A 22,069-nucleotide genomic window follows, 5' to 3' on the forward strand; every position below is an offset into this window, starting at 1 on the left:
GATGTCGGACGGACGCCCCCTCACCGATCCCTTCGTCGCCAGCGGCGAGATCCCGGCCCAGTCGCCGCCCAGCAGCGCCGTCGGGCCGATCGCATGGCTGCGGCGCAATCTGTTCAGCACCTGGTACAACGTCATCCTGACCCTGGCGATCGCCTATCTGGCGTATCTGGTGCTGCCGCCGCTGATCTCCTGGGCGTTCATCGACCCGGTCTGGGGACGGGCGACGCCGGATCAGCCGGCCCGTGAGGTGGTGGACGCCTGTCGCGCCGCCGCGGGGGCGTGCTGGGCCTTCATCGGCGAGAAGTACCGGCTGATCTTCTTCGGCCTCTACCCCTATGGCGAGGAATGGCGGCCGGTCCTGGCCATGATCCTGATGGTCGGGGTCGTGGTCATCAGCACGATGCGCCGGTTCTGGAGCCGCTGGCTGATCTGGGCCTGGGCCGTGGTGATCGTGGCGGCGATCGCGCTGATGTACGGGGCCATCCCCCTCGGCTTCGTCGATATCCCCGTTCCGGGCCTGAGCCTCGTCGAGACCGTGAAATGGGGCGGCCTGCCGCTGACCATCGGCCTGTCGATGGTGGGCCTCGCCGTCGCCTTCCCCTTCGGCATCCTCCTGGCCCTTGGCCGCGCCTCCTCGATGCCGGTCGCCCGGGTGCTCTCCGTGACCTATATCGAGATGATCCGCGGCGTCCCGCTGATCACCGTGCTGTTCATGTCGAGCTACCTGTTCCCGCTGTTCCTGCCGACGGGATGGAGCTTCAACGGGCTGCTGCGGACCCAGATCGCGATCATCCTGTTCTCGGCCGCCTATCTCGCCGAGGTCGTGCGCGGCGGACTGCAGGCGCTGCCGAAGGGCCAGTTCGAGGCCGCCGACAGCCTCGGCCTCGGCTACTGGCAGAAGCAGCGGCTGATCATCCTGCCGCAGGCGATCAGGGTGTCCATTCCCGCCCTGGTCAACTCGTTCATCGGCGTCTTCATGGACACGACGCTGATCACGACGGTCAGCATGTACGACATCCTGCAAGGCGCGCGCGCCGGCCTGGCCGATGCCATCTGGGGGCCGTACTACAAGGAAGCCTATGTGTTCGTGGCGTTGATCTTCTTCGTGTTCTGCTTCTCCATGTCGCGCTACTCGCAGTATCTGGAGAAGTATCTGAACATCGGCACGCGCCGCCGCTGACAGGGAGAGACCGTAATGACTGCTACTCAAGCGACCGCGGCCCAGCCGGAAATCCTGATCCAGATGTCCGGGGTCAACAAATGGTACGGCGAGTTCCATGTCCTGCGGGACATCAACTTCGCCGTCGAAAAGGGCGAGAAGGTGGTGATCTGCGGGCCTTCGGGCTCCGGCAAATCGACCCTGATCCGCTGCCTGAACCGGCTGGAGGAGCACCAGAAGGGCTCGATCGTCGTCGACGGCATCGAGCTGACCAACGACGTCAAGAACATCGACGCCATCCGCCGCGAGGTCGGCATGGTGTTCCAGCAGTTCAACCTGTTCCCGCATCTGACGGTGCTGGAGAACCTGACCCTCGCCCCGATCTGGGTCCGCAAGGTCCCGAAGAAGGAGGCCGAGGAGACGGCGATGTACTTCCTCAAGCGGGTCAAGATCCCCGAACAGGCGCAGAAGTATCCGGGGCAGCTGTCCGGCGGCCAGCAGCAGCGCGTGGCGATCGCCCGGTCGCTGTGCATGAAGCCGAAGATCCTGCTGTTCGACGAGCCGACCTCGGCGCTCGATCCCGAGATGATCAAGGAAGTGCTCGACGTCATGGTCGAGCTGGCCCGCGAGGGCATCACCATGATCTGCGTCACCCACGAGATGGGCTTCGCCCGCACCGTGGCGAACCGGGTGATCTTCATGGATCGCGGTCAGATCGTGGAGCAGAACGAGCCCGAGGAGTTCTTCAAGAACCCGAAGTCGGACCGCACCAAGCTGTTCCTGAGCCAGATCCTGGCGCATTGACCGGCGGCGCCGTTCGCGGCGCCCGTTCCCGCACAAAGGCCGGCGAGGCGCAGCTCGCCGGCCTTTTCCGTGCCGGGTCCTGCCCCGCAGGGCTCCGGAGCCGACCGGCGCGCCCTTTGTGTCGCGCCCGCTGATCCTCTCTGAATCGTACCCGGTGCAAGGTGTGTCTCTTCGGCCACAGCTCGTTGCGATTTTATCTTACATACATTCTAGGATGTATAATCCGATTGCCGCGTCCGCGAGGGCAGGACTATGGTCTGGGAAGTCTCGGGGCACCTTTCAGCCGGCCCGTCGCGGTCGATCGGACTGTGCCTTCGATGACACAGATCGGCGCCGTTTCGGGGGACTCGCTTTCGACACGGCCGCCATCGCCCGACCGGCAGCGTCGGGTTCTGCCTGCAAGCCCCCGATGGGCAGCCAAGACGGGGCGGGCAAGCAGGCGGGCCGAGAGGCGTCTTGAGCGAACCGCCCCGTATCGATGTGGGGCATAGGAGGGAAGAATGAAGAAGGTACTGCTGGGTGGTACGGCGCTCGTCGCCGCTGCTCTGATCGGCGCGATGCCGGCGTCGGCGCAGGATCAGACGTCGAACGTGACATCCGGTCTTGAGATGAAGATCAGCGGCTTCATCGGCTTCCAGGCCGCGCTGAACCTGGGTGATTCCCAGAACTCGGATTTCGACCGCGACTACGACTTCCAGTCCAACGCCCGACTGCAGATCGACGTCAAGAACGTCACCGATGCGGGTCTGGAGTACGGCGGCCGCATCCGCTTGGATTCGGTCAACCGCCGCGACGACGTCGATGTCGGCCGCACCTATGTGTATGTGAAGGGTGGCTTCGGCACGGTGACCCTCGGCAATGCGCCGACGGCCGGTGACGACTTCGGCTACGTCTATGCCCACGACGAGCTTGCCGGTGCGATGGGTGCCGGCGGCATGGGCTACGGCGATCTGCTGGACAGCTACGGCATCATGGGCGGCGGCGAATTCTTTTCGATCGGCCCCACCTATCTCGCCGGTCTCAGCAACGCCGACACCCGCATCAAGTACACCTCGCCGACCTTCGACGGGTTCAGCTTCGGCATCGACTTCACGCCGGTGGTTGGCGGCGCGGAGCATGCCGGCAACGGCGGCCGCGACGACCTGTTCAACGACGACCAGACCTATTACGAGAACGTCGTCACCGGCGGCATCAACTACGAGAACACGTTCGACGGCCTGTTGCTCGGCCTCTCCGCGTCGGCCAGCTACGGCAACGGCGTCAGGACGTCCCTGGACGGCGCCAACCCGAACGGCAATGACCTCGAGGTCTACACCGTCGGCGGCAAGATCGGCTCCGGCGGCATCGTCGCCAGCGTCAACTGGACCCACAACGAGAGCATCGCCGTCGCCGACAAGCCGGTCGACACCATCCTCGGCGACCTCAGCTACCAGTGGGGTCCGTTCCTGGCGTCGGCCTCCTACGCCTACACCTGGGCGGACAAGGGCAGCGGCCTGAACTCGACCGAGAGCAGCGGCCGCGATCTCGAGGACAACCACATCGCCGGCGTGAACTTCACTTACACCGTGGCGCCGGGCCTGAACACCTATGCCGAGGTGGTGTACGAGAAGCAGAATTTCCGCCAGGGCGCGGATTTCGAGACGGGCAACCTCCTGACCGGCGTGCTTGTGGCCTTCTGAGGCCGGAAAGACGCAACCGGGAGGTGCTCCGGAAAGACCGGGCGTGACGGACCACTCCTAACGGTCTCTGTCTCGTCCCCTCGAAGGCTGAAAAGTCACGTCCGGTCGAAGGAGGATGCGCGGCTCTGCAGGCCGCGCATCCTTTTTTTGGGGCCTCTTCCGACACCTGTTGTCAGGTCGCATTACATACGTTCATGTATGTATATTGTTATTGCCACGGCCCGGTGGCGAGATTACCGTCCGGTAATCTTTCGGACGGGCCGATTCCCCGGAACCCTTGGGATCCACGTGGTGAATCGGCCTCGGCCCGGGAGATGCGCTTTCGAGATTTCCTGATGCGAATGGCCAGGTCCCCGGCATCGACAGCCGCCCGATCTCCGGCAACGGATTGATCGGCAGATCGGCGAAACCAGTCGGGACGGACGGGCGGAGGAGGGGAAGTGAAGAAGGTTCTTCTGGGTGGGGCGGCGCTGGCCGCCATGGGATTGGCCGGCGCAGGCCCGGCCTCGGCTGCGGACGCGAATGTGACGTCCGGTCTGCAGCTCAAGATCAGTGGCTTCATCGGCTTCCAGGCCACATTGAATCTGGGCGACACCCAGAACGACGAGTTCGCTCGCGACTATGATTTCCAGAGCGGCGCGCGGCTGATCTTCGACGTCAAGAACGTCACCGATTCGGGCCTGGAATACGGCGGCCGCATCCGCTTCGACCAGGTCAACCGCCGCGACGACGTCAGCGTCGACCGCACCTATGTCTATGTGAAGGGCGGCTTCGGCACGGTGACCTTCGGTAACGCGCCGACGGTGGCCGACGACATCGGCTACGTCTATGCCCATGACGCCCTGGCCAGCGAGATCGGTGCCGGCGGCCTTAATTTCGGCGATCTGCTGGACGGCGACTTCCCGGTGGGCGGCGGCGATCTCTACTCGCTCAACGCCACCTATCTGGCGGGGCTGAGCAACGCCGACACCCGCATCAAATACATCTCGCCGACCTTCAGCGGATTCAGCTTCGGCATCGACTTCACCCCTGTGGTCGGCGGTGCGGAGCATGCCGGCAACGGCGGCCGCAACGACCTGTTCGACGACGACGACAGCTATTACGAGAACGTCGTCACGGGCGGCATCAACTACGAAGAGACGTTCGATTCGGTCTGGGTCCGCCTGGCCGCCACGGCCGCCTACGGCAACGGTGTCCGGACCTCCTTCTCCGGCGCCAACCCGAACGGCAACGACCTCGAGGTTTACACCCTCGGCGGCATGGTCCAGTCGGGCGGCATCGCCGCCAGCGTGAACTGGACCCACAACGAGAGCATTGCGGTCGCTGACAAGCCGGTCGATTCGATCGTCGCCGACCTCAGCTACCAGTGGGGCCCGTACCTGGCGTCGCTGTCCTACGCCTACACCTGGGCGGACAAGAACAACGGCCTGGACTCGCAGTTCTCCAGCGGCACGGATCTCCAGGACAACCACATCGCCGGCGTGAACTTCACCTACACGCTGGCGCCGGGCCTGAACACCTATGGCCAGGTGATCTACGAGAAGCAGAACTATCGCGCCGGTGCGGATTGGGAGACCGCCAATCTGATGACGGGCGTGCTCCTGGCGTTCTGATCAAGCCGTCACCCATGTGACGGTTCGGGAAGACCGGGCGTGACGGACCACTCCTGACGGTCTCTGTCTCGTCCCCTCGAAGGCTGAAATCACGTCCGGTCGACGGAGGATGCGCGGTTCTGCAGGCCGCGCATCCTCTTTTTTTGTGGTCGGCTCGGCCGGGATACCATCATTTCAAAATATACATTCATGAATGTATATAGATGTTGCCGACAATCCGCCTCGGGATTACGGTTCGGTATCTCCCGGGTGCGTTGAGTCCGATTCGCGTGACGGAGCGGAGCTCGCCGTGGGGGATTCGGTCTCTATATTCCTTGACGCAGGCTCTCACGGCCCCCGGACGGGCCTGGCCCGGCAATGAACGCGATCCGGTCGCCAGGCGGTCGTGACGATGGGGCGGGAGGAGGGGAAGTGAAGACAGTTCTCCTAGGTGGGGCGGCTCTCGCCGCCATGGGGCTGGCCGGCGCGGCGCCGGCATCGGCGGCCGACACGAACGTGACCTCGGGTCTTCAGCTGAAGATCAGCGGGTTCATCGGCTTCCAGTCGACCCTGGTGCTGAGCGACAGCCAGCACAGCAGCCTCGACCGCGACTACGACTTCCAGACCAACGCGCGGATCATCTTCGACGTCAAGAACGTCACCGATTCCGGCCTGGAATACGGCGGCCGCATCCGCTTCGACTCGGTCAACCGCCGCGACGACGTCAACGTTACGCGCCTCTATGGCTATGTGAAGGGCGGCTTCGGCACCCTGACCTTCGGCGACGCGCCGACGGTCGCCGACGACATCGGCTATGTCTATGTCCATGACGAGCTGGTCGGCAACATGGGCGCCGGCGCCATGGATTTCGGCGAGCTGCTGGACGGCGACTTCCCGGTGGGCGGCGGCAACTTCTACTCGATCAACGCCACCTATCTCGCCGGGCTGACCAACCAGGACACTCGGATCAAATACACCTCGCCGACCTTCAGCGGCTTCAGCTTCGCCCTTGACTTCACGCCCGTCGTCGGCGGCGCGGACCACGCCGGCAACGGCGGCCGCAACGACCTGTTCGACGACGACGAGACCTATTACGAGAACGTCGTCACCGGCGGCGTGAACTACGAGAACACGTTCGGCGACTGGTCGGTCCGCGCGGCCGCCACGGCCGCCTATGGCCACGGCATCCAGACATCCGGCTCGGGCGCCAATCCGGGCGGCCATGACCTCGAGGTCTACACGCTCGGCGGCCAGGTCGGGTACCAGGGCATCTATGCCAGCGTGAACTGGACCCACAACGAAAGCATCGCCGCCGCCGACAAGCCGGTCGATACCATCCTCGGCGACATCAGCTACCAGACCGGCCCGTTCCTGGCGTCGCTGTCCTATGCCTATACCTGGTCCGACAAGGGCAACGGCCTGGACTCGCAATACACCAGCGGCGTGGATCTGCAGGACAACCATATCGTCGGCGCCAACGTCACCTACACGCTCGCCCCCGGCCTCAACACCTATGCCGAGGTGATCTACGAGAAGCAGAACTTCCGCCAGGGCCAGGATTTCGAGAACGCCAACCTGATCACCGGCGTCATTCTCGGCTTCTGAGCCTCGGGCCGCATCCCCCCCTGGCGTCAGGTGGCCAGGGGGATGTGCGGCGCCGCGCTGCGCGGCAGCAGGCCGGTCAGACGAGGGTCGGGCTTGCGCACCACCCGCTGCGCATAGGGAACGAAGCCGGCGCGCTGGTAATGCGCCAGGGCCTTCGGATGGTCGAGGGTGCAGGTGTCGACCGTCATCCGCCGGATCGGCCGCGTCCAGGCGAGGTCGATCAGCGACCACAGCAGGAACGGCCCCAGCCGGCGGCCGATGAACTCCGGCATCAGCCCGAAATAGGCCAGGTCGGTGGCCTCGCCGCTGGCCTGGAACAGCTCGCCGAAGCCGGCCGGCACGCCGTCGACATAGAGCACGGTGACGCCGGTGCGCTCGTCGTTCAGCCGGGCGGCGAGCTTGTCGTCGTCCCATTCCCTCCGGTCGGTCCACAGCCAGTTGGCGCCGACCGTGTCGTAGAGATAGCGGTAGAAGGACACGGTCGCCGGCTCGGCCCGCATCAAGAGGTGCCGGGCCAGAGGCGGGGGCGGGGGCGTGCGCAACGGCCTGGCCGTCATCTCCAGCTGGGTGACGGTGACCGTCAGCTCCGGCACGGAAGCGGCGCTCACGGCCGCCTCCGCGCCGGGCCGGTCTCGACCGGCGTATCCCCCGGCATGCCCCATTCGGCCCAGGATCCGTCATAGACCGCCGCATCCTCGCGGCCGATCCGGTGCAGGCCGAGGGCCAGGACGCAGGCGGTGATGCCGCTGCCGCAGCTCGCCGTCACCGGCCCGCTGTCCGGCAGGCCGGCGGCGGCGAAGCGCGCGGCGATCTCTTCCGGCGGCAGCAGGGTCTTGGTCGCGGGGGCCAAGAGCTCGCCGAAGGGCAGGTTCAGCGCGCCCGGGATATGGCCGCCGCGCAGGCCGGGCCGCGGCTCCGGCGCCGTGCCCTCGAAGCGCTCGCGCGCCCGGGCGTCGATCACCGCGCCCACCCGGCCGGCCAGGATCTCGGCCTTGCTGCGCACCAGCGCCGGCCGCGGATGCGGGGTGAAGCGCGCCGCGGCGGGTGTCGCCACGCCGCTCTCCAGCGGCCGGCCCTCGGCCTTCCAGGCCGGCAGCCCGCCGTCCAGCACCGCCACGCCGTCATGGCCGAAGGCGCGCAGCATCCACCAGGCGCGGGCCGCGCTCATCAGCCCGTGCACGTCGTAGCAGACGACGAAGCTGTCATTGCCGATGCCCAGCGCGGCCATCCGATCGGCGAACAGCGCGGGCGGCGGCAGCATGTGCGGCAGCCCGCCCGGCGCCTTGCTCTCCGGCGCCGCGATGTCGTCGACATCGAAGAAGACAGCGCCGGGGATGTGCGCCTCGGCGAACTCCGCCGCGGCATCGCGGTTGGTGCCCGGCAGGTGGTAGGTGGCGTCGACGACGCGGACGTCCGGGTCGTCGAGATGATCGGCCAGCCAGGCGGTGGAGACGATGGTGTTCATGCTTCGCCTGCGAAGGTGAGGACGATCCGGCGGTTCTGCTTGCCCTTGTTCTCGATCTTGGCGATCGCGAGGGGGCCGATCTCCGCCGTGTTACGGACATGGGTGCCGCCGCAGGGCTGCAGGTCGATCGGGGTGGCGGCATCGCCGATCCGCACCAGCCGGACGCGGCCGAAGCCGCTCGGCGGCTTCACCGACATGGTGCGCACCAGCTCCGGCCGTGCCGCCATTTCCTCGTCGGTGATCCACTCGGTCCCGATCGGCAGGGCGGCCGCGACCAGCTCGTTCAGCCGGGCGGTGATCGCCGCCGCGTCCAGCGCGTCGCCCGGCAGGTTGAAGTCCAGCCGGCTGCGCTCGGCGCCGATCTGGCCGCCGGTGACGTCGCCGGGCACGGCGACGCACAGCAGGTGCAGCGCCGTGTGCATCCGCATGTGGCGGTAGCGCCGCTCCCAGTCCAGCGCCAGCTCGACCGGCGTGCCGGGGGCGGGCAGGGCGGCGCCGTCGCCCCCCTCCACGGCAGTGACATGGCGGATCTCGTCCGGCGTCGCGCCCTTGCGGGTGTCGGCCACGGCGATCTCGCCCCCGGCCCAGCGGATCGCGCCGGTGTCGCCCGGCTGGCCGCCGGCGGTGGCGTAGAACACGGTCCGGTCCAGGACGATGCCCTCCGGTGCCGCGTCGACCACGATGGCGGTGGCGCCGCTGGCATAGGCGTCGTCGCGGAACAGCAATTCGGTCATGCGCTGGTCTCCAGCCAGTCGGGTTCCGGCAATCCCTTCTCGCGCAGGAAGTCCGGGTTGTAGAGCTTGGACTGATAGCGGCTGCCGTGGTCGGCCAGGATGGTGACGATGGTGTGGCCCGGCCCCATCCGCCGCGCCATCTTCACCGCGCCGGCCAGGTTGATGCCGGTCGACCCGCCCAGCAGCAGCCCTTCGTCCCGGGCCAGGCCGAACAGAACCTCCAGCGCCTCCTGGTCGGTCGCCTGCTGCGCCCAGTCGAGCGGCATGCCCTCGAGGTTCCGGGTCACCCGGCCCTGGCCGATGCCCTCGGTGATCGAGCTGCCCTCGGCCTTCAGCTCGCCATGCTCGTACCAGTTGTACAGCGCCGCCCCCAGCGGGTCGGTCAGGGCGATCTGCACCTTCGGGTCGCGCTCCTTCAGCGCCAGGGCGACGCCGGCCAGCGTGCCGCCGGTGCCGACGGCGCAGGTGAAGCCGTCGACCTTGCCGCCGGTCTGCTCCCAGATCTCCGGCCCGGTGGTCTGGTAATGGCCGTCGCGGTTGGCGACATTGTCGAACTGGTTGGCCCAGATCGCGCCGTTCGGCTCGCTCTGCGCCAGTTCGGCCGCCAGGCGCTCGGAGTAGCGGACGTAGTTGTTCGGGTCCTTGTAAGGCACCGCGTCGACCTCGACCAGCCGGGCGCCGGCCAGGCGGATCGCGTCCTTCTTCTCCTGGCTCTGGGTCCGCGGCAGGACGATGACGCTGCGGTAGCCCAGCGCCCGGCCGACCAGCGCCAGGCCGATGCCGGTGTTGCCGGCCGTGCCCTCGACGATGGTGCCGCCCGGCCGCAGCGTGCCGCGCGCCTCGGCGTCGCGGATGATCGCCAGCGCCGCCCGGTCCTTGACCGAGCCGCCGGGGTTCAGGAACTCCGCCTTGCCCAGGATCTCGCAGCCCGTCTGCTCCGACAGGCGGGCGAGGCGGATCAGCGGCGTGTTGCCGATCGCGCCGACGAAGCCGTCGACGATCTGGCGGGAAGGCGTATCGCTCATGCTCGGTCCCGGTTCTCGGATCAGGGCGTCCTGGGAGACCTTAGAGGGCGCCTTTGGCCGCTTCAAGCGACGCCCAGCGGCGGCGCCCATTGGCGGCGCAACGACTCCCGGTTCAGCGCGAACCACTGCAGCGCGATCAGGGTGATGGCGTTCTGGATCCGGCCCTCGGCCAGCAGCGCCAGGGCCTCGTCCGCCGCCATCGGCAGGATGCGGATGTCCTCCTGCTCGGTCGCCAGCCCGTGCAGGCTGCCCTCGGCCGGGGCCGTGACCCGGCCGCAGAACAGGCTGACCCATTCGTTGAAACCGCCGGGGCTGGTGGCGAACTCGCCGACCGGCAGCAGCTCGGCGACGGCCAGGCCGGTCTCCTCCTGCGTCTCGCGGGCGGCGGAATGCTCCGGCGACTCGCCGGCATCGATCAGCCCGGCCGGGATCTCGACCATCCAGGCCGGCCGGTCGGCGATCCAGGCGCCCAGCCGGAACTGCTCCACCAGCACCACCCGGTCGGCGACCGGGTCGTAGGGCAGCAGGCCGACGGCCGGCCGGCGCAGCACCAGCTCGCGCGTCAGCGGCTCGGTCCAGCCGCCGTCGAAGCGGCGGTGGCGCAGCTGCAGCCGGTCCAGCCGGAAGAAGCCGGCATAATCGGTCTGCCGCTCGATCAGCTCGACATCGGCGTCATTGTCGAAGGCCACTCTCGTTCACTCCTGCGCGGCGGGCGACGCCCGGACCATAGCGGCGCCGTCGGCCGGGCGCCACGGCGCCGCGCGCCGCAGGTGCGAGCGGAGTATGGGGATTAGGGTTTGACGCGGCGCCGCCACGGTCGTGATACTTCCTATCGGGCCCGGCGGGCTGCGATGTCGCGGACGGGCGCTTCGTTGTCGCCAGGGGAAACAAGGGGACGGCCCGCGGGCCGTCTAATGGCCTTGGTTGCGGGCCGAGGCTTCGGAAACTCAAGAAAGCCATCGCCGCCACAGGGTGGTTCCAATAGCGTCTCGACAGGGAGAGCCTGATGGACATCAAGGATCTGGGGAAGGTTCACGTCGCGATTCCGAAGCTGGCCGAGGACCTGCGCGACGGCCGGGTCGACCGGCGCGAGTTCCTGCGCACCTCGGTGCTGCTCGGCCTGGCGATCCCGACCGCCTATTCCGTGGCCTCGGTGCTGACCGGCGAACCGCTGATGCCGCGGGCGGTGGCGCAGGACACGCCGCGCAAGGGCGGGACCCTGCGGGTCGGCATCTTCGTCATGGATGCCAGCGACCCGGCGATCTACGACTGGTCGGAGAAGGGCAACTCCGCGCGGCAGCTGATCGAGCCGCTGGTGCGGATCGGCACCGACAACCTGTCGCATCCCCACCTCGCCGAGAAATGGGAGGCGAATGACGACGTCACGGTGTGGACGCTGTCGCTCCGCAAGGGGGTGAAGTGGAGCAACGGCGACGACTTCAACGCCGACGACGTGATCAAGACCTTCGAGCGCTGGCTCGACAGCAAGACCGGCTCCTCCAACCAGGGCCGGTTCAGCGGCCTGACGGTGAAGGAAGGCGACACCATCAAGATCGCGCCGAACGCGCTGGAGCGCGTGGACGACCACACGGTGCGCTTCCACTTCCAGAACGCCATGCTCTCCTTCCCCGAGAGCCTGGGCGACTATCCGGCGCTGATCACCCATCGCGACTTCGCCACCAAGCACGAAGCCAACCTGATCAAGAATCCGATCGGTACCGGCCCCTTCACCCTGAAGGAATACACGGTCGGCCAGCGCGCCGTGTACACCAAGAAGGCCGATTACTGGGGCGGCGAGCCCAATATCGACGAGCTGCAGTTCATCGACCTGGGCGCCGACCCGGCGGCGGAGCTGGCGGCCCTGTCCTCCGGCCAGGTCGACCTCTTGTACAAGCTCGACCCCAACCTGCTGCCGGGCTACCAGGCCAACCCGACATTCAAGGTCTATGACAAGGACACGGCGATCGTCGGCGTGGCCCGCATGCGGGTGACCGAGAAGCCGTTCGACGACAAGCGGATCCGCCAGGCGGTGCAGGCCTGCATCGACCACGACCGGCTGCTGCAGCTGGCCTATCAGGGCCTCGGCATCGCGGGCCAGGACTTCCACGTCGCGCCGATCCATCCGGAATACACCGATCTCGGCCCGATGAAGCAGGACTACGACAAGGCCAAGAAGCTGCTGGCCGAGGCCGGCCACCCGAACGGCCTCGACATCGAGATCAACTGCGTCGACGACCCGAAATGGGAAGGCCAGATCGGCGTGGTGCTGTCCGAGATGCTGAAGCCGGCCGGCATCAACCTGAAGGTCAACATCCTGCCCGGCGGCACCTATTGGGACCGCTGGACCAAGTGGCCGTTCAGCGTCACCCAGTGGACCACCCGGCCGCTCGGCGTCCAGGTGCTCGACGTCGCCTACCGCAAGGGCGCGGCCTGGAACGAGAGCGGCTACGACAACCCGGAGTTCGAGAAGCTGCTGAACCAGGCGCAGGCCACGATCGACGTGCCGAAGCGCAAGGAGATCGTGAAGCAGATCGAGCAGATCCTGCAGGACGACGCCATCAGCATCATCCCGTTCTGGCTCAAGATCTACACCGCCAGCACGGACAAGGTGCAGGGCTTCGCCTACCACTTCGCCCGCGAGATGTATCTCGACAAGGTGTGGCTGTCGGCGTGAGGACGCAGACCAGAGGCATCGGACGGGGGCGCATCGCCCGTCCCCGGGCCGGCAAGCGTGGGGAGGCGGTCAGGCGATGCTGATCTTCCTCGCCAAGCGCGCCTTCTTCATGATCGTGACCATGCTGGCGGTGTCGCTGCTGGTCTTCCTCCTGCTGGAGGTGAACGGGGCGTCCGTGGCGGTGAAGGTCCTCGGCCCCTACAGCTCGGAGGAGCAGCGCCAGCTCTGGCTCGAGGCGCACGGCTATTTCGCGCCGTGGTACGAGCGCTACCTCGCCTGGCTCGGCCGGATGGCGAGCGGCGAGTTCGGCGATAGCCTGCGCTTCAAGACACCGGTCGCCGACGTGCTCTGGCCGCGGCTGGAGAACACCGCGATCCTTGCCGCCTTCGTCTTCCTGATCATGGTGCCGGTCTCCGTCGTGCTCGGCGTCCTGGCCGGCATGCGCGAGGGCTCGGCCACCGACCGCTCGATCTCGGTGCTGTCGATCGTCACCACCTCGATCCCGGAATTCGCCTCGGCGACCTTCCTGTCCTTCCTGTTCGTGCTGGTCCTGAAATGGCTGCCGGGCACCAGCGGGATGAACCAGGGCTTCGACATCCTGCAGCTGGTGATGCCGGTCGCGGTGCTGGTGCTGTACGATTTCGGCTACGTCACCCGGATGATGCGCGCCTCGATGGCCGAGGTGATGCAGAGCCCCTATATCCGCACCGCGGTGCTGAAGGGCATCCCCTACAGGCGGGTGATCCTGCGCCACGCCCTGCGCAACGCGCTGATCGCGCCCTTCACCGTGATCGTGCTGCAGATCAACTGGCTCTTGTCCGGCGTGATCGTGGTCGAGGCCTTCTTCGGCTACAAGGGCTTCGGCGCCCTGCTGCTCGAAGCCTCGCTGAACCAGGACATCTACCTGATCCAGGCCTGCGCCATGGTCTCGGTCTTCGTCGCCGTGGCGACCCAGACCATCGCCGATGTCGGCTACACCTATCTGAACCCGCGCATCCGCTTCACCTGAGGGGTCGGAATGGCCGAGATTTCGCTGCCGCCACCATCCTCGCTGGGCCGCAACCCGATCCTCCGCGCGTTGCGCTCGGTGCTGCTGCTGCGCGAGAGCTGGGTCGGCGTGGTCGGCGTGCTGATCGTGCTGTTCTGGATCGCCGTGGCGCTGCTGGCGCCGGTGATCGCCCCGTTCCCGCCGAACCAGAACCTGCTGCCGTTCAAGCCGCCCGGCACCGTGGCGCCAGATGGCGGGGTGTTCTGGCTCGGCACCGACCAGCTCGGCCGCGACATCCTCAGCCGGGTGATCTGGGGCGCGCGCCGGGTGCTGATCTACGCCCCGCTGGCCACCGCCTGCGCCTATGCGCTCGGCGTCACCATGGGGCTGCTGGCCGGCTACAAGCGCGGCCTGTGGGACGACGTGCTCAGCCGGGTCGGCGACATCATCCTGTCCTTCCCGATCCTGGTGCTCTACGTCGTCATCATCACCACCTTCGGCCCGTCCGGCATCAACATCGTGCTGGCGGTCACCTGCGCCAGCGCCCCCGGCATCATGCGCATCGTCCGCGGCCTGACGCTGGACCTGCGCAACCGCGACTACGTCGCCGCGGCGCAGACCCGCGGCGAATCCTCGCTCTACATCATGTTCGTCGAGATCCTGCCGAACGCCCGCGGGCCGCTGATCGTCGATGCCTGCCTGCGGCTCGGCTACACCATCATCACCATCGGCGTGCTGGGCTTCCTCGGCCTCGGCCTGCCGCCGCCCGACCCGGACTGGGGCGGCATGGTCAACGAGACCCGCGCCATGGCCGCCTTCGCGCCCTGGATGACGGTCTTTCCCTGCATCGCCATCTCGTCGCTGGTCCTCGGCCTGAACCTGCTGGCGGACGGGCTGCGTGAAATCTCGCTGAAGGATTGAGGCGATGACGGTCGAGCTGATCCCGCCGCGCGACCCCGCCACACCGATCCTGGAGATCGACCGGCTGTCGATCTCCTACCTCACCCGCGCCGCCGAGATCCCGGCCGTGGTCGATTTCTCGCTCACCGTCCGCCCCGGCGAATGCGTCGGGCTGGTGGGCGAGAGCGGCTGCGGCAAGTCGACCGTGGCGATGGCGATCATGCGCTATCTCGGCCGCAACGGCCGCATCGCCGGCGGCACCATGAAGTTCCGCGGCCGCGACCTGATGGCGATGCCGGAGGAGGAGCTGCGGCGGATCCGCGGCGCCGAGATCGCCATGGTCTACCAGGAGCCGATGGCGGCGCTGAACCCGGCGCTCAGGATCGGCGACCAGCTGGCCGAGGTGCCGCTGTGCCACGAGCCCGGCTGCACCCGCGAGCAGGCGCTGACCCGGGCCCGCGACATGCTGGCCCGGGTGCGGCTGGGCGACCCCGACCGCGTGCTGCAGGCCTATCCGCACCAGATCTCGGGCGGCCAGCAGCAGCGCGTGGTCATCGCCATGGCGCTCCTGTCCAACCCCTCGCTGCTGCTGCTGGACGAGCCGACCACGGCGCTCGACGTCACGGTCGAGGCCGGCATCGTCGACCTGATCGCCGAGCTCGGCCGGACGCTCGGCACCGCCATGCTCTACATCAGCCACAATCTTGGGCTGATCCGCGAGACCTGCGACCGGGTCTGCGTCATGTATGCCGGCCAGGCGGTGGAGGAGGGGACGATCGACCAGATCTTCGCCGCCCCGCGCCATCCCTACACCCAGGGCCTGTTCGGCTGCATCCCGACCCCGGGACGGGACAAGACCAGCCGGCCGCTGGTGCCGATCCGCGGCCAGCTGCCGCTGCCGCAGGCCCGGCCGCAGGGCTGCTGGTTCGGGCCGCGCTGCGACCATTTCGAGGCCGGTCGCTGCGATGCCGTGGCGGTGCCGATGCTGCCGGCCAGCGAGACCCGGGGGGTGCGCTGCCTGCGCTGGGAGGAGATCGAGGCGAAGCCGCCGGTCCCGATGCCGCTCGAGGCCGTGCCGGTCGTCGCCGCCGCGAACGACCAGCCCGTGCTGGAGGTCGCGGCGATGCGCAAGCACTACCCGATCTACGACAGCTCGATCGCGGCGCTGCTCGGCAGCGACCGCACCCGCTACGTCCGCGCCAACGAGGCGATCAGCTTCGAGGCGCGCGGCGGCCAGACCGTCGCCATCGTGGGCGAGAGCGGCTGCGGCAAGTCGACCTTCGCGCGGGTGCTGATGGGGCTGGAGACGGCGACCGACGGCACCGTCTCCTTCCGCGGCACCGATATCGGCCGCAAGCCGGTGCAGCGGCGCGACGCCAAGCTCCTGTCCTCGCTGCAGATGGTGTTCCAGAACCCGAACGACACGCTGAACCCCAGCATGACGGTGGGCCAGCAGATCGGCCGGGTGATCCGCAAGTTCGGCGTCAAGAAGGGCCGGCGCAATGTCGAGGAGGAGGTGCTGCGCCTGCTCGACCTGGTCAAGCTGCCGCGCGCCTTCATCGACCGCAAGCCGCGCCAGCTCTCCGGCGGGCAGAAGCAGCGCGTCGGCATCGCCCGCGCCTTCGCCGGCGCCCCGGCCATGGTGGTGGCGGACGAGCCGGTCTCGGCCCTCGACGTCTCAGTCCAGGCGGCGGTCACCGGCCTCCTGGTCGACATCCAGCGCCGCTCCGGCACCACGCTCTTGTTCATCAGCCACGACCTCGGCGTGGTCCGCTACCTGGCCGACCGGGTGGTGGTGATGTATCTCGGTCAGGTCATGGAGCAGGGGACGACCGACGCGGTCTTCCAGCCGCCCTATCATCCCTACACCGAGGCGCTGCTGGCCGCCGTGCCGGTGGCCGACCCGACGATCGAGAAGAAGCGCATCATCCTGGAAGGACCGCTGCCCAGCCCGCTGGATCCGCCGCAGGGCTGTCCCTTCCACACCCGCTGCCCGCGCAAGCTCGGCGGGATCTGCGAGACCGAGGCGCCGCCCGAGCGTGCCGGCACCGACGGCCACCTCATCCGCTGCCATATTCCGCTGCCGGACCTCGCGGCGGTGGAACCCGTCCTGGGGCGTGCGGGTTAACCGTGGCGGTGTAGATCGCCTTATGCGGGTATTGCGGCCCGGTTTCTCGCGACATACTATAGTATGAGGCGGGCCGGGTTCGACACTGCGGCAACGGGGGACCGCACCAGATCGGTCGTTCGCGATCGTATTCGGTGTCGGGCCGAGACCCGCAGGAGGAAGTAACAATATGGCGACCCGCGGTTCGGACCGACAGCGCCGGCGCAAGACCATCACGGAGGATGGCCCGGATCCGGTGGATGTCCATGTCGGTGCCCGACTGCGCCAGCGCCGCACCCTCCTGGGAATGAGCCAGGAGAAGCTGGCCGCGGCCTTCGGCGTATCGTTCCAGCAGATCCAGAAATACGAGCGCGGCGCCAACCGCGTCAGCGCCAGCCGGCTGCACCAGCTGACGCACATCCTCAACGTGCCGGTCGGCTATTTCTTCGAAGGCATGACCGATGCCCCGCAGAACGGCGCGACCCATCCGGCGCACGACGCCGAGATGGTGGCCAGCCGCGAGACGCTGGAGCTGGTGCGCGCCTATTACCGGATCGAGGATGCGACGGTCCGCCGCCGCCTGGTCGACCTGCTGCGCTCGCTCGGGCCGGACGCGACCGAGCACTGAGAGCCCTTTTGGAAATGCGCTGGCGTGAGTCGGCTGGTGGTGGTTTCGAGAACTGGCGCGCAGCGGACGTTTGGGTCCGTGAGCACCGGAAGCGCAGAAACCGCCATCAGACGGCCGCGCCAGTAGCATTTCCAAAAGGGCTCTGAGACGGCCCGACCCCTGGGACGGTTTGCCCGGGTCGCGTTTCCGGCTGGCATCGCGGCCGGGGCGGGGTTACATCACCCTCAGTTCCGATAGCCGAGGCTAGCCCGTGTCGCTCCCCTTCGTCGACCTCAAGCAGCAATATGCCCGCCTGAAGCCGCTGATCGACGCCCGCATCCATGCGGTGCTCGACCACGGCCAGTACATCCTGGGGCCGGAGGTGGCGGAGCTGGAGGGCGAGCTGGCGCGGCGGGCCGGCGCCCGCCACTGCCTGACGGTGGCCAGCGGCACCGACGCGCTGATCATGCCGCTGATGGCGCGGGATATCGGTCCGGGCGACGCCGTCTTCGTGCCGGCCTTCACCTTCACCGCGACGGCCGAGGCGATCCTGCTGCTCGGCGCCTCGCCGGTCTTCGTCGATGTCGATCCCGCGACCTATCTGGTCGACCTCACCGATCTCGAGCGCCGCATCGCCACGGTCGGGGCCGCCGGCAAGCTCAAGCCCAAGGCGGTGATCGCGGTCGACCTGTTCGGCCTGCCGGTCGACTATCCGAAGCTGCAGGCGATCGCCGACGCGCATGGCCTGTTCGTCATCGACGACGCGGCGCAGAGCTTCGGCGGCGCCTTTCACGGCCGCCCGGTCGGGTCGCTGGCACCGGTCACCGCCACCAGCTTCTACCCGGCCAAGCCGCTCGGCTGCTACGGCGACGGCGGCGCCATCTTCACCGATGACGACGAGCTGGCCGCGGTGCTGAAGTCGATCCGCGTCCATGGCGAGGGCAAGAGCCGCTACGACACCGTGCGGGTCGGTCTCAACGCCCGTTTCGACACCATCCAGGCGGCGGTGCTGCTGGCCAAGCTGCCCAGCTTCGGCGAGGAGCTGGCCGCCCGCGACCGGCTGGCGCGGCACTACTCGGCCCGGCTGTCCAACCGCATCCAGACGCCGGTGATGCCGGACGGGCTGACCTGCGCCTGGGCGCAATACACCATCCGCGTGGCGGACCGCGACGCGGTGCGGGCGAAGCTGGGCGAGGCCGGGGTGCCGACCGCGATCTACTACCCGACGCCGATGCATCTGGCCGAGGCCTACCGCGCCCATGGCGAAGGCGAGGGCTCGCTGCCGGTCAGCGAGGCGCTGAGCCGCGAGGTGCTGAGCCTGCCGATGCACCCCTTCCTGTCCGACGCCGACGCCGACCGCGTCTGCGACGCGGTGATCGCGGCGGTCGGCTGAGGCTCAGCGCGTCGCCACCGCCACTGCGGCGCCGGCCATCACCGTGCCGGTGCCGCGGTTGATCGCCTTGAGCGCCCGTGGCGACCGGAACATCCGGCGGGCGCGCAGCGCCAGCACGACATAGGCCGCCAGCACGGCGCCGTAGACCACGACCAGCGTGGCGGCGAGCTCGGCGAAGCCCATCCAGGTCATGTGCTGCAGGTCGATGATGGTCGGCAGCAGCGCCAGGTAGAACAGCGTCGTCTTCGGGTTGCCGAGGCAGACCGAGATGCCGGCCAGGAACAGGCGAACGCCTTCGCCGCGCACCGGCTGCGCCTCGACCGGCGCCGTGGCCGGGGCGGTCCATAGCCGCCAGGCGAGATACAGCAGATAGGCGGCGCCGGCGTATTTGATCACGATGAAGACCGGCTGCAGCGTCGCCGCCAGCATGGCGAGGCCGAGCGCCGTGGCACCGAGCCACATCAGGTCTCCGGCCATCAGCCCGGCGCAGAAGGCCGGCGCGCCCCGGCTGCCGCGGCCCAGCACGCGGGCCACCAGCGCCGCGGTGGTCGGGCCCGGCACGGCGCAGGCGACGCCGAGCGTGACGGCATAGATCAGAAGCGTCGACGCATCCATCGGCTGAACCTTCGGCAGGGGCCGGACAATACCGGCCCGGCCATTATGCACGCTCGAAATCGTCTCGTCTCGCAGCCTATTGAAAAGGCTCGACATTCGTCAGATTGGAGCGCTTCTGATTAGTCGGAATAAATTCAGAAATAAATTTTAACTTTTGTTTGTGTCGTGATTGAGTGCAGTATCGACAAGCGAAAAATTGCGCCGTCGATCTACTCTGGATCCGGCCCGCTTCATCCAAATGTTTTGGGGCATCGGAAATCATGTCTTTGCCGAGCTTGTTTCATGCCACGGCCATCATTGCGTCTGGCGTCGAAATCGGTGAAGGCACCCGCATCGGGGCGTATGCCGTGATCGGCGAAGGGGTCCGGCTCGGGCGCGACAATATCGTCGGGCCTCATGCCGTGGTCGAGGGCGACACCGAGATCGGCGATCGCAATCACATCTTCCAGTTCGCCTCGGTCGGCGCCCAGCCGCAGGACCTGAAGTTCAGCGGCGGCAACAGCCGGCTGCGGATCGGCGACGGCAACGTCTTTCGCGAGCACGTCACCATCCATTCCGGCGCGGCGCGGCCGCTCGGGGTGACCACGATCGGCGACGGCAACCTGTTCATGGCCAACGCCCATGTCGGCCACGACTGCCGCATCGGCAATCACACCCGCTTCGTCAACGGGGCGATGATCGCCGGCTATGGCGAGGTCGGCGACCATGCCTTTCTCAGCGGCCTGGTTGCGGTTCATCAATTCACCCGGATCGGCGCCTTCGCCTTCGTCGCGGCCGGCGCCATGGTGTCCCAGGACGTGCCGCCCTTCTGTCTGGCACAGGGTGACCGGGCCCGGCTGGTGTCGCTGAACGAGGTCGGGCTGCGCCGCAACGGCTTCATCGAGGCGGATGTGCTGATGCTGCGCAAGGTGTTCCGCATGCTGTTCCGCGGCGGCGGCGCCAAGGCCGAACGGATGGCGGCGGTCCATCATGCCTATGGCGACCGCCGCGGGGTCGATCTGCTGCTGCGTTTCCTGCTGGATACGAAGCGAGGCCTGGCAGCGGCCTGAGTGCCTTACAGGCTGAGGATCGGCGGCCTGCGGTGCCGGGTGGCGCTCTCGTAGTCGAAGGCGAAGGACAGCAGGGCCGCCTCGCTCCACATCGGGCCGATGAAGAGCAGGCCGAAGGGCGCGCCCGACGCGGTGCGGCCGGCCGGCACCGTCACGCCGGGCAGGCCGGCGATGTTGATCTCGGAGACCGCGGTCTCCTGGATCGCCTGGCCGCTGCCCGCGAACGGCAGCTCGCCGCGCATCTGCGGGACCGCCAGCCCGTCGAGCCGGTGCCGCGCCATGACCTCGGCGAAGATCTCGAGATAGGCCTCCTTCGCCGCCAGGAAGTCGGACAGGTCCGGCGGCGCCGACGGGTCGGCCAGGCCGGCCCGGAATGCCGGCGCATCCGCCATGAAGGCGAGCACGCCGCCCGGGCCGAACGGGTCCTCGGCGGCGACCGCGGCCTTGAAGGCCTCGAAGGACCGGATCGCGGCGTCCGGGCCCAGCCGCGTCAGGTAACGGTCCAGGTCGTAGGGCAGGCCTTCGATGCCGCGCGGGTCGAACCCCTCGGCGCCCGGCGCCGGGCGGGCGATGTCGGCGAAGCCCGACCCCGCGAACGGATCCTCGACCAGGACCACGCCCCGCGCCTCCAGCTCGCCGGTCGCCCGCCGGTACGCCACAGCCGTCCCGGGCGACAGCGCCTGGCTGCGCCATCCCGGCCCGTACAGGCCGAGGCGCTTGCCGTGCAGCGATCCGGCGTCGAGTCCGGCGGCGTAGCCGCCCCGCGGCCGGTGCCCGATCCCGGCCACGGTCTTGGGGTCCTCCGGGCTGAAGCCGGCCAGCACGTCCAGCGTCAGCGCCGCGTCGCGCACGCAGCGCGCGATCGGGCCGACGACGTCGCGGGTGCTGCCGGCCAGCGGCATGACCCCGGCATTGGGCACCAGGCCGAAGCTCGGCTTGATCCCGACCAGATCCTGGGCCGATGCCGGATTCTGGATCGACCCGCCGGTCTCCTCCGCCAGGCCCAGCACGGCGAGGCTGCCGGCGACCGCGGTGGCGGTTCCGGCGCTGCTGCCGCCGGGCACGCGGCCAGGGTAGGCGGCATTGAGCGTCGCGCCGGCCCAGCTGTCGTCGGCATGGCTGCCCGACGCGCTCAGCACCGGGACATTGGTCTTGCCCAGGATCACGGCGCCCGCGGCGCGCATCCGCGCCACCACCGGCGAATCCGTCGCCGGGATCAGGTCGACGCCGCCGGCCCGGGCGCTCAGCAGCCGCCAGCCGCCGGTGCTGGGCAGCCCGGCCATGTCCATGGTGTCCTTGACCACGACCGGCACCCCGGCCAGCGGGCCCGGCGCCTCGCCCGCGGCGCGCCGCCGGTCGATCTCGCGCGCCTCGCGCAGGGCGTCGGGGTTCGCCGTGATCACCGCGACATGGCGCGGATTGTACCGGGCGATGCGGTCGAGGAAGGCCTGGGTCAGCGCCTCCGCTGTGATGCCCCGGGCCAAGGCGGTCTCGACATCCGCCACCGTCATCTCGACGGGGTCGATCGCGGTCGACGCGGCTGTGGTCATGGCGGCTCCTGGCGAGTGCGGGACGATAGCGCGCGGGTCGTCCATCGGCCAAGCGGTCCTGGGGACAGATGGTGCAACGCAATGATGTGTAACAAATTTTGAGTTCCGCCCTGGCGCCGCGGC

Annotated in this window: 19 protein-coding genes; 12 read left to right on the top strand and 7 right to left on the bottom strand. The window is 68.3% G+C overall.

Going from position 1 to position 22,069, the window contains the following annotated elements; all coding sequences use genetic code 11:
* The first annotated feature begins 1 nt into the window (after nucleotide 1).
* From ACFW16_RS18415 to ACFW16_RS18435, 5 genes are all read left to right on the top strand, one after another.
* A complete protein-coding gene (locus ACFW16_RS18415; RefSeq protein ID WP_380307576.1) occupies nucleotides 2–1,180 on the top strand; it encodes an amino acid ABC transporter permease in 1,179 nt (392 codons plus the stop codon).
* Between the two features lie 15 nt (nucleotides 1,181–1,195).
* Nucleotides 1,196–1,963 carry an amino acid ABC transporter ATP-binding protein gene (locus tag ACFW16_RS18420; protein WP_380307578.1) on the top strand — a complete coding sequence of 256 codons (768 nt, stop codon included), beginning with the start codon at nucleotides 1,196–1,198 and terminating at the stop codon, nucleotides 1,961–1,963.
* A gap of 500 nt (nucleotides 1,964–2,463) precedes the next feature.
* Nucleotides 2,464–3,642, top strand: a complete 1,179-nt coding sequence (locus ACFW16_RS18425; protein ID WP_380307580.1) for a porin — start codon at nucleotides 2,464–2,466, stop codon at nucleotides 3,640–3,642.
* A 440-nt stretch (nucleotides 3,643–4,082) separates the two neighbouring features.
* Nucleotides 4,083–5,255, top strand: a complete 1,173-nt coding sequence (locus ACFW16_RS18430) for a porin (RefSeq protein ID WP_380307582.1) — start codon at nucleotides 4,083–4,085, stop codon at nucleotides 5,253–5,255.
* A gap of 411 nt (nucleotides 5,256–5,666) precedes the next feature.
* On the top strand, nucleotides 5,667–6,839 hold the full coding sequence (locus ACFW16_RS18435) for a porin (RefSeq protein WP_380307584.1): 1,173 nt from the start codon (nucleotides 5,667–5,669) through the stop codon (nucleotides 6,837–6,839).
* Between the two features lie 26 nt (nucleotides 6,840–6,865).
* On the opposite strand, the gene ACFW16_RS18440 is transcribed toward ACFW16_RS18435, so the two are convergent.
* The 5 genes from ACFW16_RS18440 to ACFW16_RS18460 all read right to left on the bottom strand — a co-directional run bounded on the left by ACFW16_RS18440 (nucleotide 6,866) and on the right by ACFW16_RS18460 (nucleotide 10,752).
* The gene (locus ACFW16_RS18440; RefSeq protein ID WP_380307586.1) at nucleotides 6,866–7,447 is read right to left on the bottom strand and encodes a GNAT family N-acetyltransferase; all 582 of its coding nucleotides are present in this window, start codon (nucleotides 7,445–7,447) and stop codon (nucleotides 6,866–6,868) included.
* The gene (gene sseA, locus ACFW16_RS18445) at nucleotides 7,444–8,304 is read right to left on the bottom strand and encodes a 3-mercaptopyruvate sulfurtransferase (protein ID WP_380307588.1); all 861 of its coding nucleotides are present in this window, start codon (nucleotides 8,302–8,304) and stop codon (nucleotides 7,444–7,446) included. Before sseA ends, ACFW16_RS18440 begins: the two co-directional genes overlap by 4 nt.
* Nucleotides 8,301–9,038: an alanyl-tRNA editing protein gene (locus ACFW16_RS18450; RefSeq protein ID WP_380307590.1), complete on the bottom strand. Its 738-nt coding sequence runs from the start codon at nucleotides 9,036–9,038 to the stop codon at nucleotides 8,301–8,303. The genes sseA and ACFW16_RS18450 overlap by 4 nt, the downstream gene beginning before the upstream one ends.
* A complete protein-coding gene (locus ACFW16_RS18455) occupies nucleotides 9,035–10,063 on the bottom strand; it encodes a cysteine synthase A (RefSeq protein WP_380307592.1) in 1,029 nt (342 codons plus the stop codon). The genes ACFW16_RS18450 and ACFW16_RS18455 overlap by 4 nt, the downstream gene beginning before the upstream one ends.
* A gap of 62 nt (nucleotides 10,064–10,125) precedes the next feature.
* Nucleotides 10,126–10,752: an NUDIX domain-containing protein gene (locus tag ACFW16_RS18460; RefSeq protein WP_380307594.1), complete on the bottom strand. Its 627-nt coding sequence runs from the start codon at nucleotides 10,750–10,752 to the stop codon at nucleotides 10,126–10,128.
* A gap of 317 nt (nucleotides 10,753–11,069) precedes the next feature.
* Here ACFW16_RS18460 and ACFW16_RS18465 point away from each other — a divergent pair, with 317 nt between their 5' ends.
* The 6 genes from ACFW16_RS18465 (at nucleotide 11,070) to ACFW16_RS18490 (ending at nucleotide 18,732) form a co-directional block, all read left to right on the top strand.
* Complete coding sequence (locus ACFW16_RS18465; protein ID WP_380307596.1) at nucleotides 11,070–12,737, top strand: ABC transporter substrate-binding protein; 1,668 nt, start codon at nucleotides 11,070–11,072, stop codon at nucleotides 12,735–12,737.
* A 76-nt stretch (nucleotides 12,738–12,813) separates the two neighbouring features.
* Entirely contained in the window at nucleotides 12,814–13,746 is a 933-nt protein-coding gene (locus ACFW16_RS18470; RefSeq protein ID WP_380307598.1) for an ABC transporter permease, read from the top strand.
* Between the two features lie 9 nt (nucleotides 13,747–13,755).
* Nucleotides 13,756–14,646 carry an ABC transporter permease gene (locus tag ACFW16_RS18475; protein WP_380307600.1) on the top strand — a complete coding sequence of 297 codons (891 nt, stop codon included), beginning with the start codon at nucleotides 13,756–13,758 and terminating at the stop codon, nucleotides 14,644–14,646.
* Between the two features lie 4 nt (nucleotides 14,647–14,650).
* Nucleotides 14,651–16,753: a dipeptide ABC transporter ATP-binding protein gene (locus ACFW16_RS18480; protein ID WP_380307602.1), complete on the top strand. Its 2,103-nt coding sequence runs from the start codon at nucleotides 14,651–14,653 to the stop codon at nucleotides 16,751–16,753.
* 169 nt (nucleotides 16,754–16,922) lie between these two features.
* On the top strand, nucleotides 16,923–17,360 hold the full coding sequence (locus ACFW16_RS18485; RefSeq protein ID WP_380307604.1) for a helix-turn-helix domain-containing protein: 438 nt from the start codon (nucleotides 16,923–16,925) through the stop codon (nucleotides 17,358–17,360).
* A gap of 250 nt (nucleotides 17,361–17,610) precedes the next feature.
* Nucleotides 17,611–18,732 carry a DegT/DnrJ/EryC1/StrS family aminotransferase gene (locus ACFW16_RS18490; protein WP_380307606.1) on the top strand — a complete coding sequence of 374 codons (1,122 nt, stop codon included), beginning with the start codon at nucleotides 17,611–17,613 and terminating at the stop codon, nucleotides 18,730–18,732.
* Between the two features lie 3 nt (nucleotides 18,733–18,735).
* On the opposite strand, the gene ACFW16_RS18495 is transcribed toward ACFW16_RS18490, so the two are convergent.
* Nucleotides 18,736–19,347 (bottom strand): LysE family translocator, encoded by a 612-nt coding sequence (locus ACFW16_RS18495; protein ID WP_380307608.1) that lies wholly within the window; start codon nucleotides 19,345–19,347, stop codon nucleotides 18,736–18,738.
* Between the two features lie 260 nt (nucleotides 19,348–19,607).
* Here ACFW16_RS18495 and lpxA point away from each other — a divergent pair, with 260 nt between their 5' ends.
* A complete protein-coding gene (lpxA, locus tag ACFW16_RS18500; protein ID WP_380307610.1) occupies nucleotides 19,608–20,396 on the top strand; it encodes an acyl-ACP--UDP-N-acetylglucosamine O-acyltransferase in 789 nt (262 codons plus the stop codon).
* Between the two features lie 5 nt (nucleotides 20,397–20,401).
* On the opposite strand, the gene ACFW16_RS18505 is transcribed toward lpxA, so the two are convergent.
* Nucleotides 20,402–21,946 carry an amidase gene (locus tag ACFW16_RS18505; RefSeq protein ID WP_380307612.1) on the bottom strand — a complete coding sequence of 515 codons (1,545 nt, stop codon included), beginning with the start codon at nucleotides 21,944–21,946 and terminating at the stop codon, nucleotides 20,402–20,404.
* Nucleotides 21,947–22,069 lie beyond the last annotated feature (123 nt).

Source organism: Inquilinus sp. NPDC058860 (assembly GCF_042743185.1).
In the GTDB taxonomy this organism is placed as follows: domain Bacteria; phylum Pseudomonadota; class Alphaproteobacteria; order DSM-16000; family Inquilinaceae; genus Inquilinus.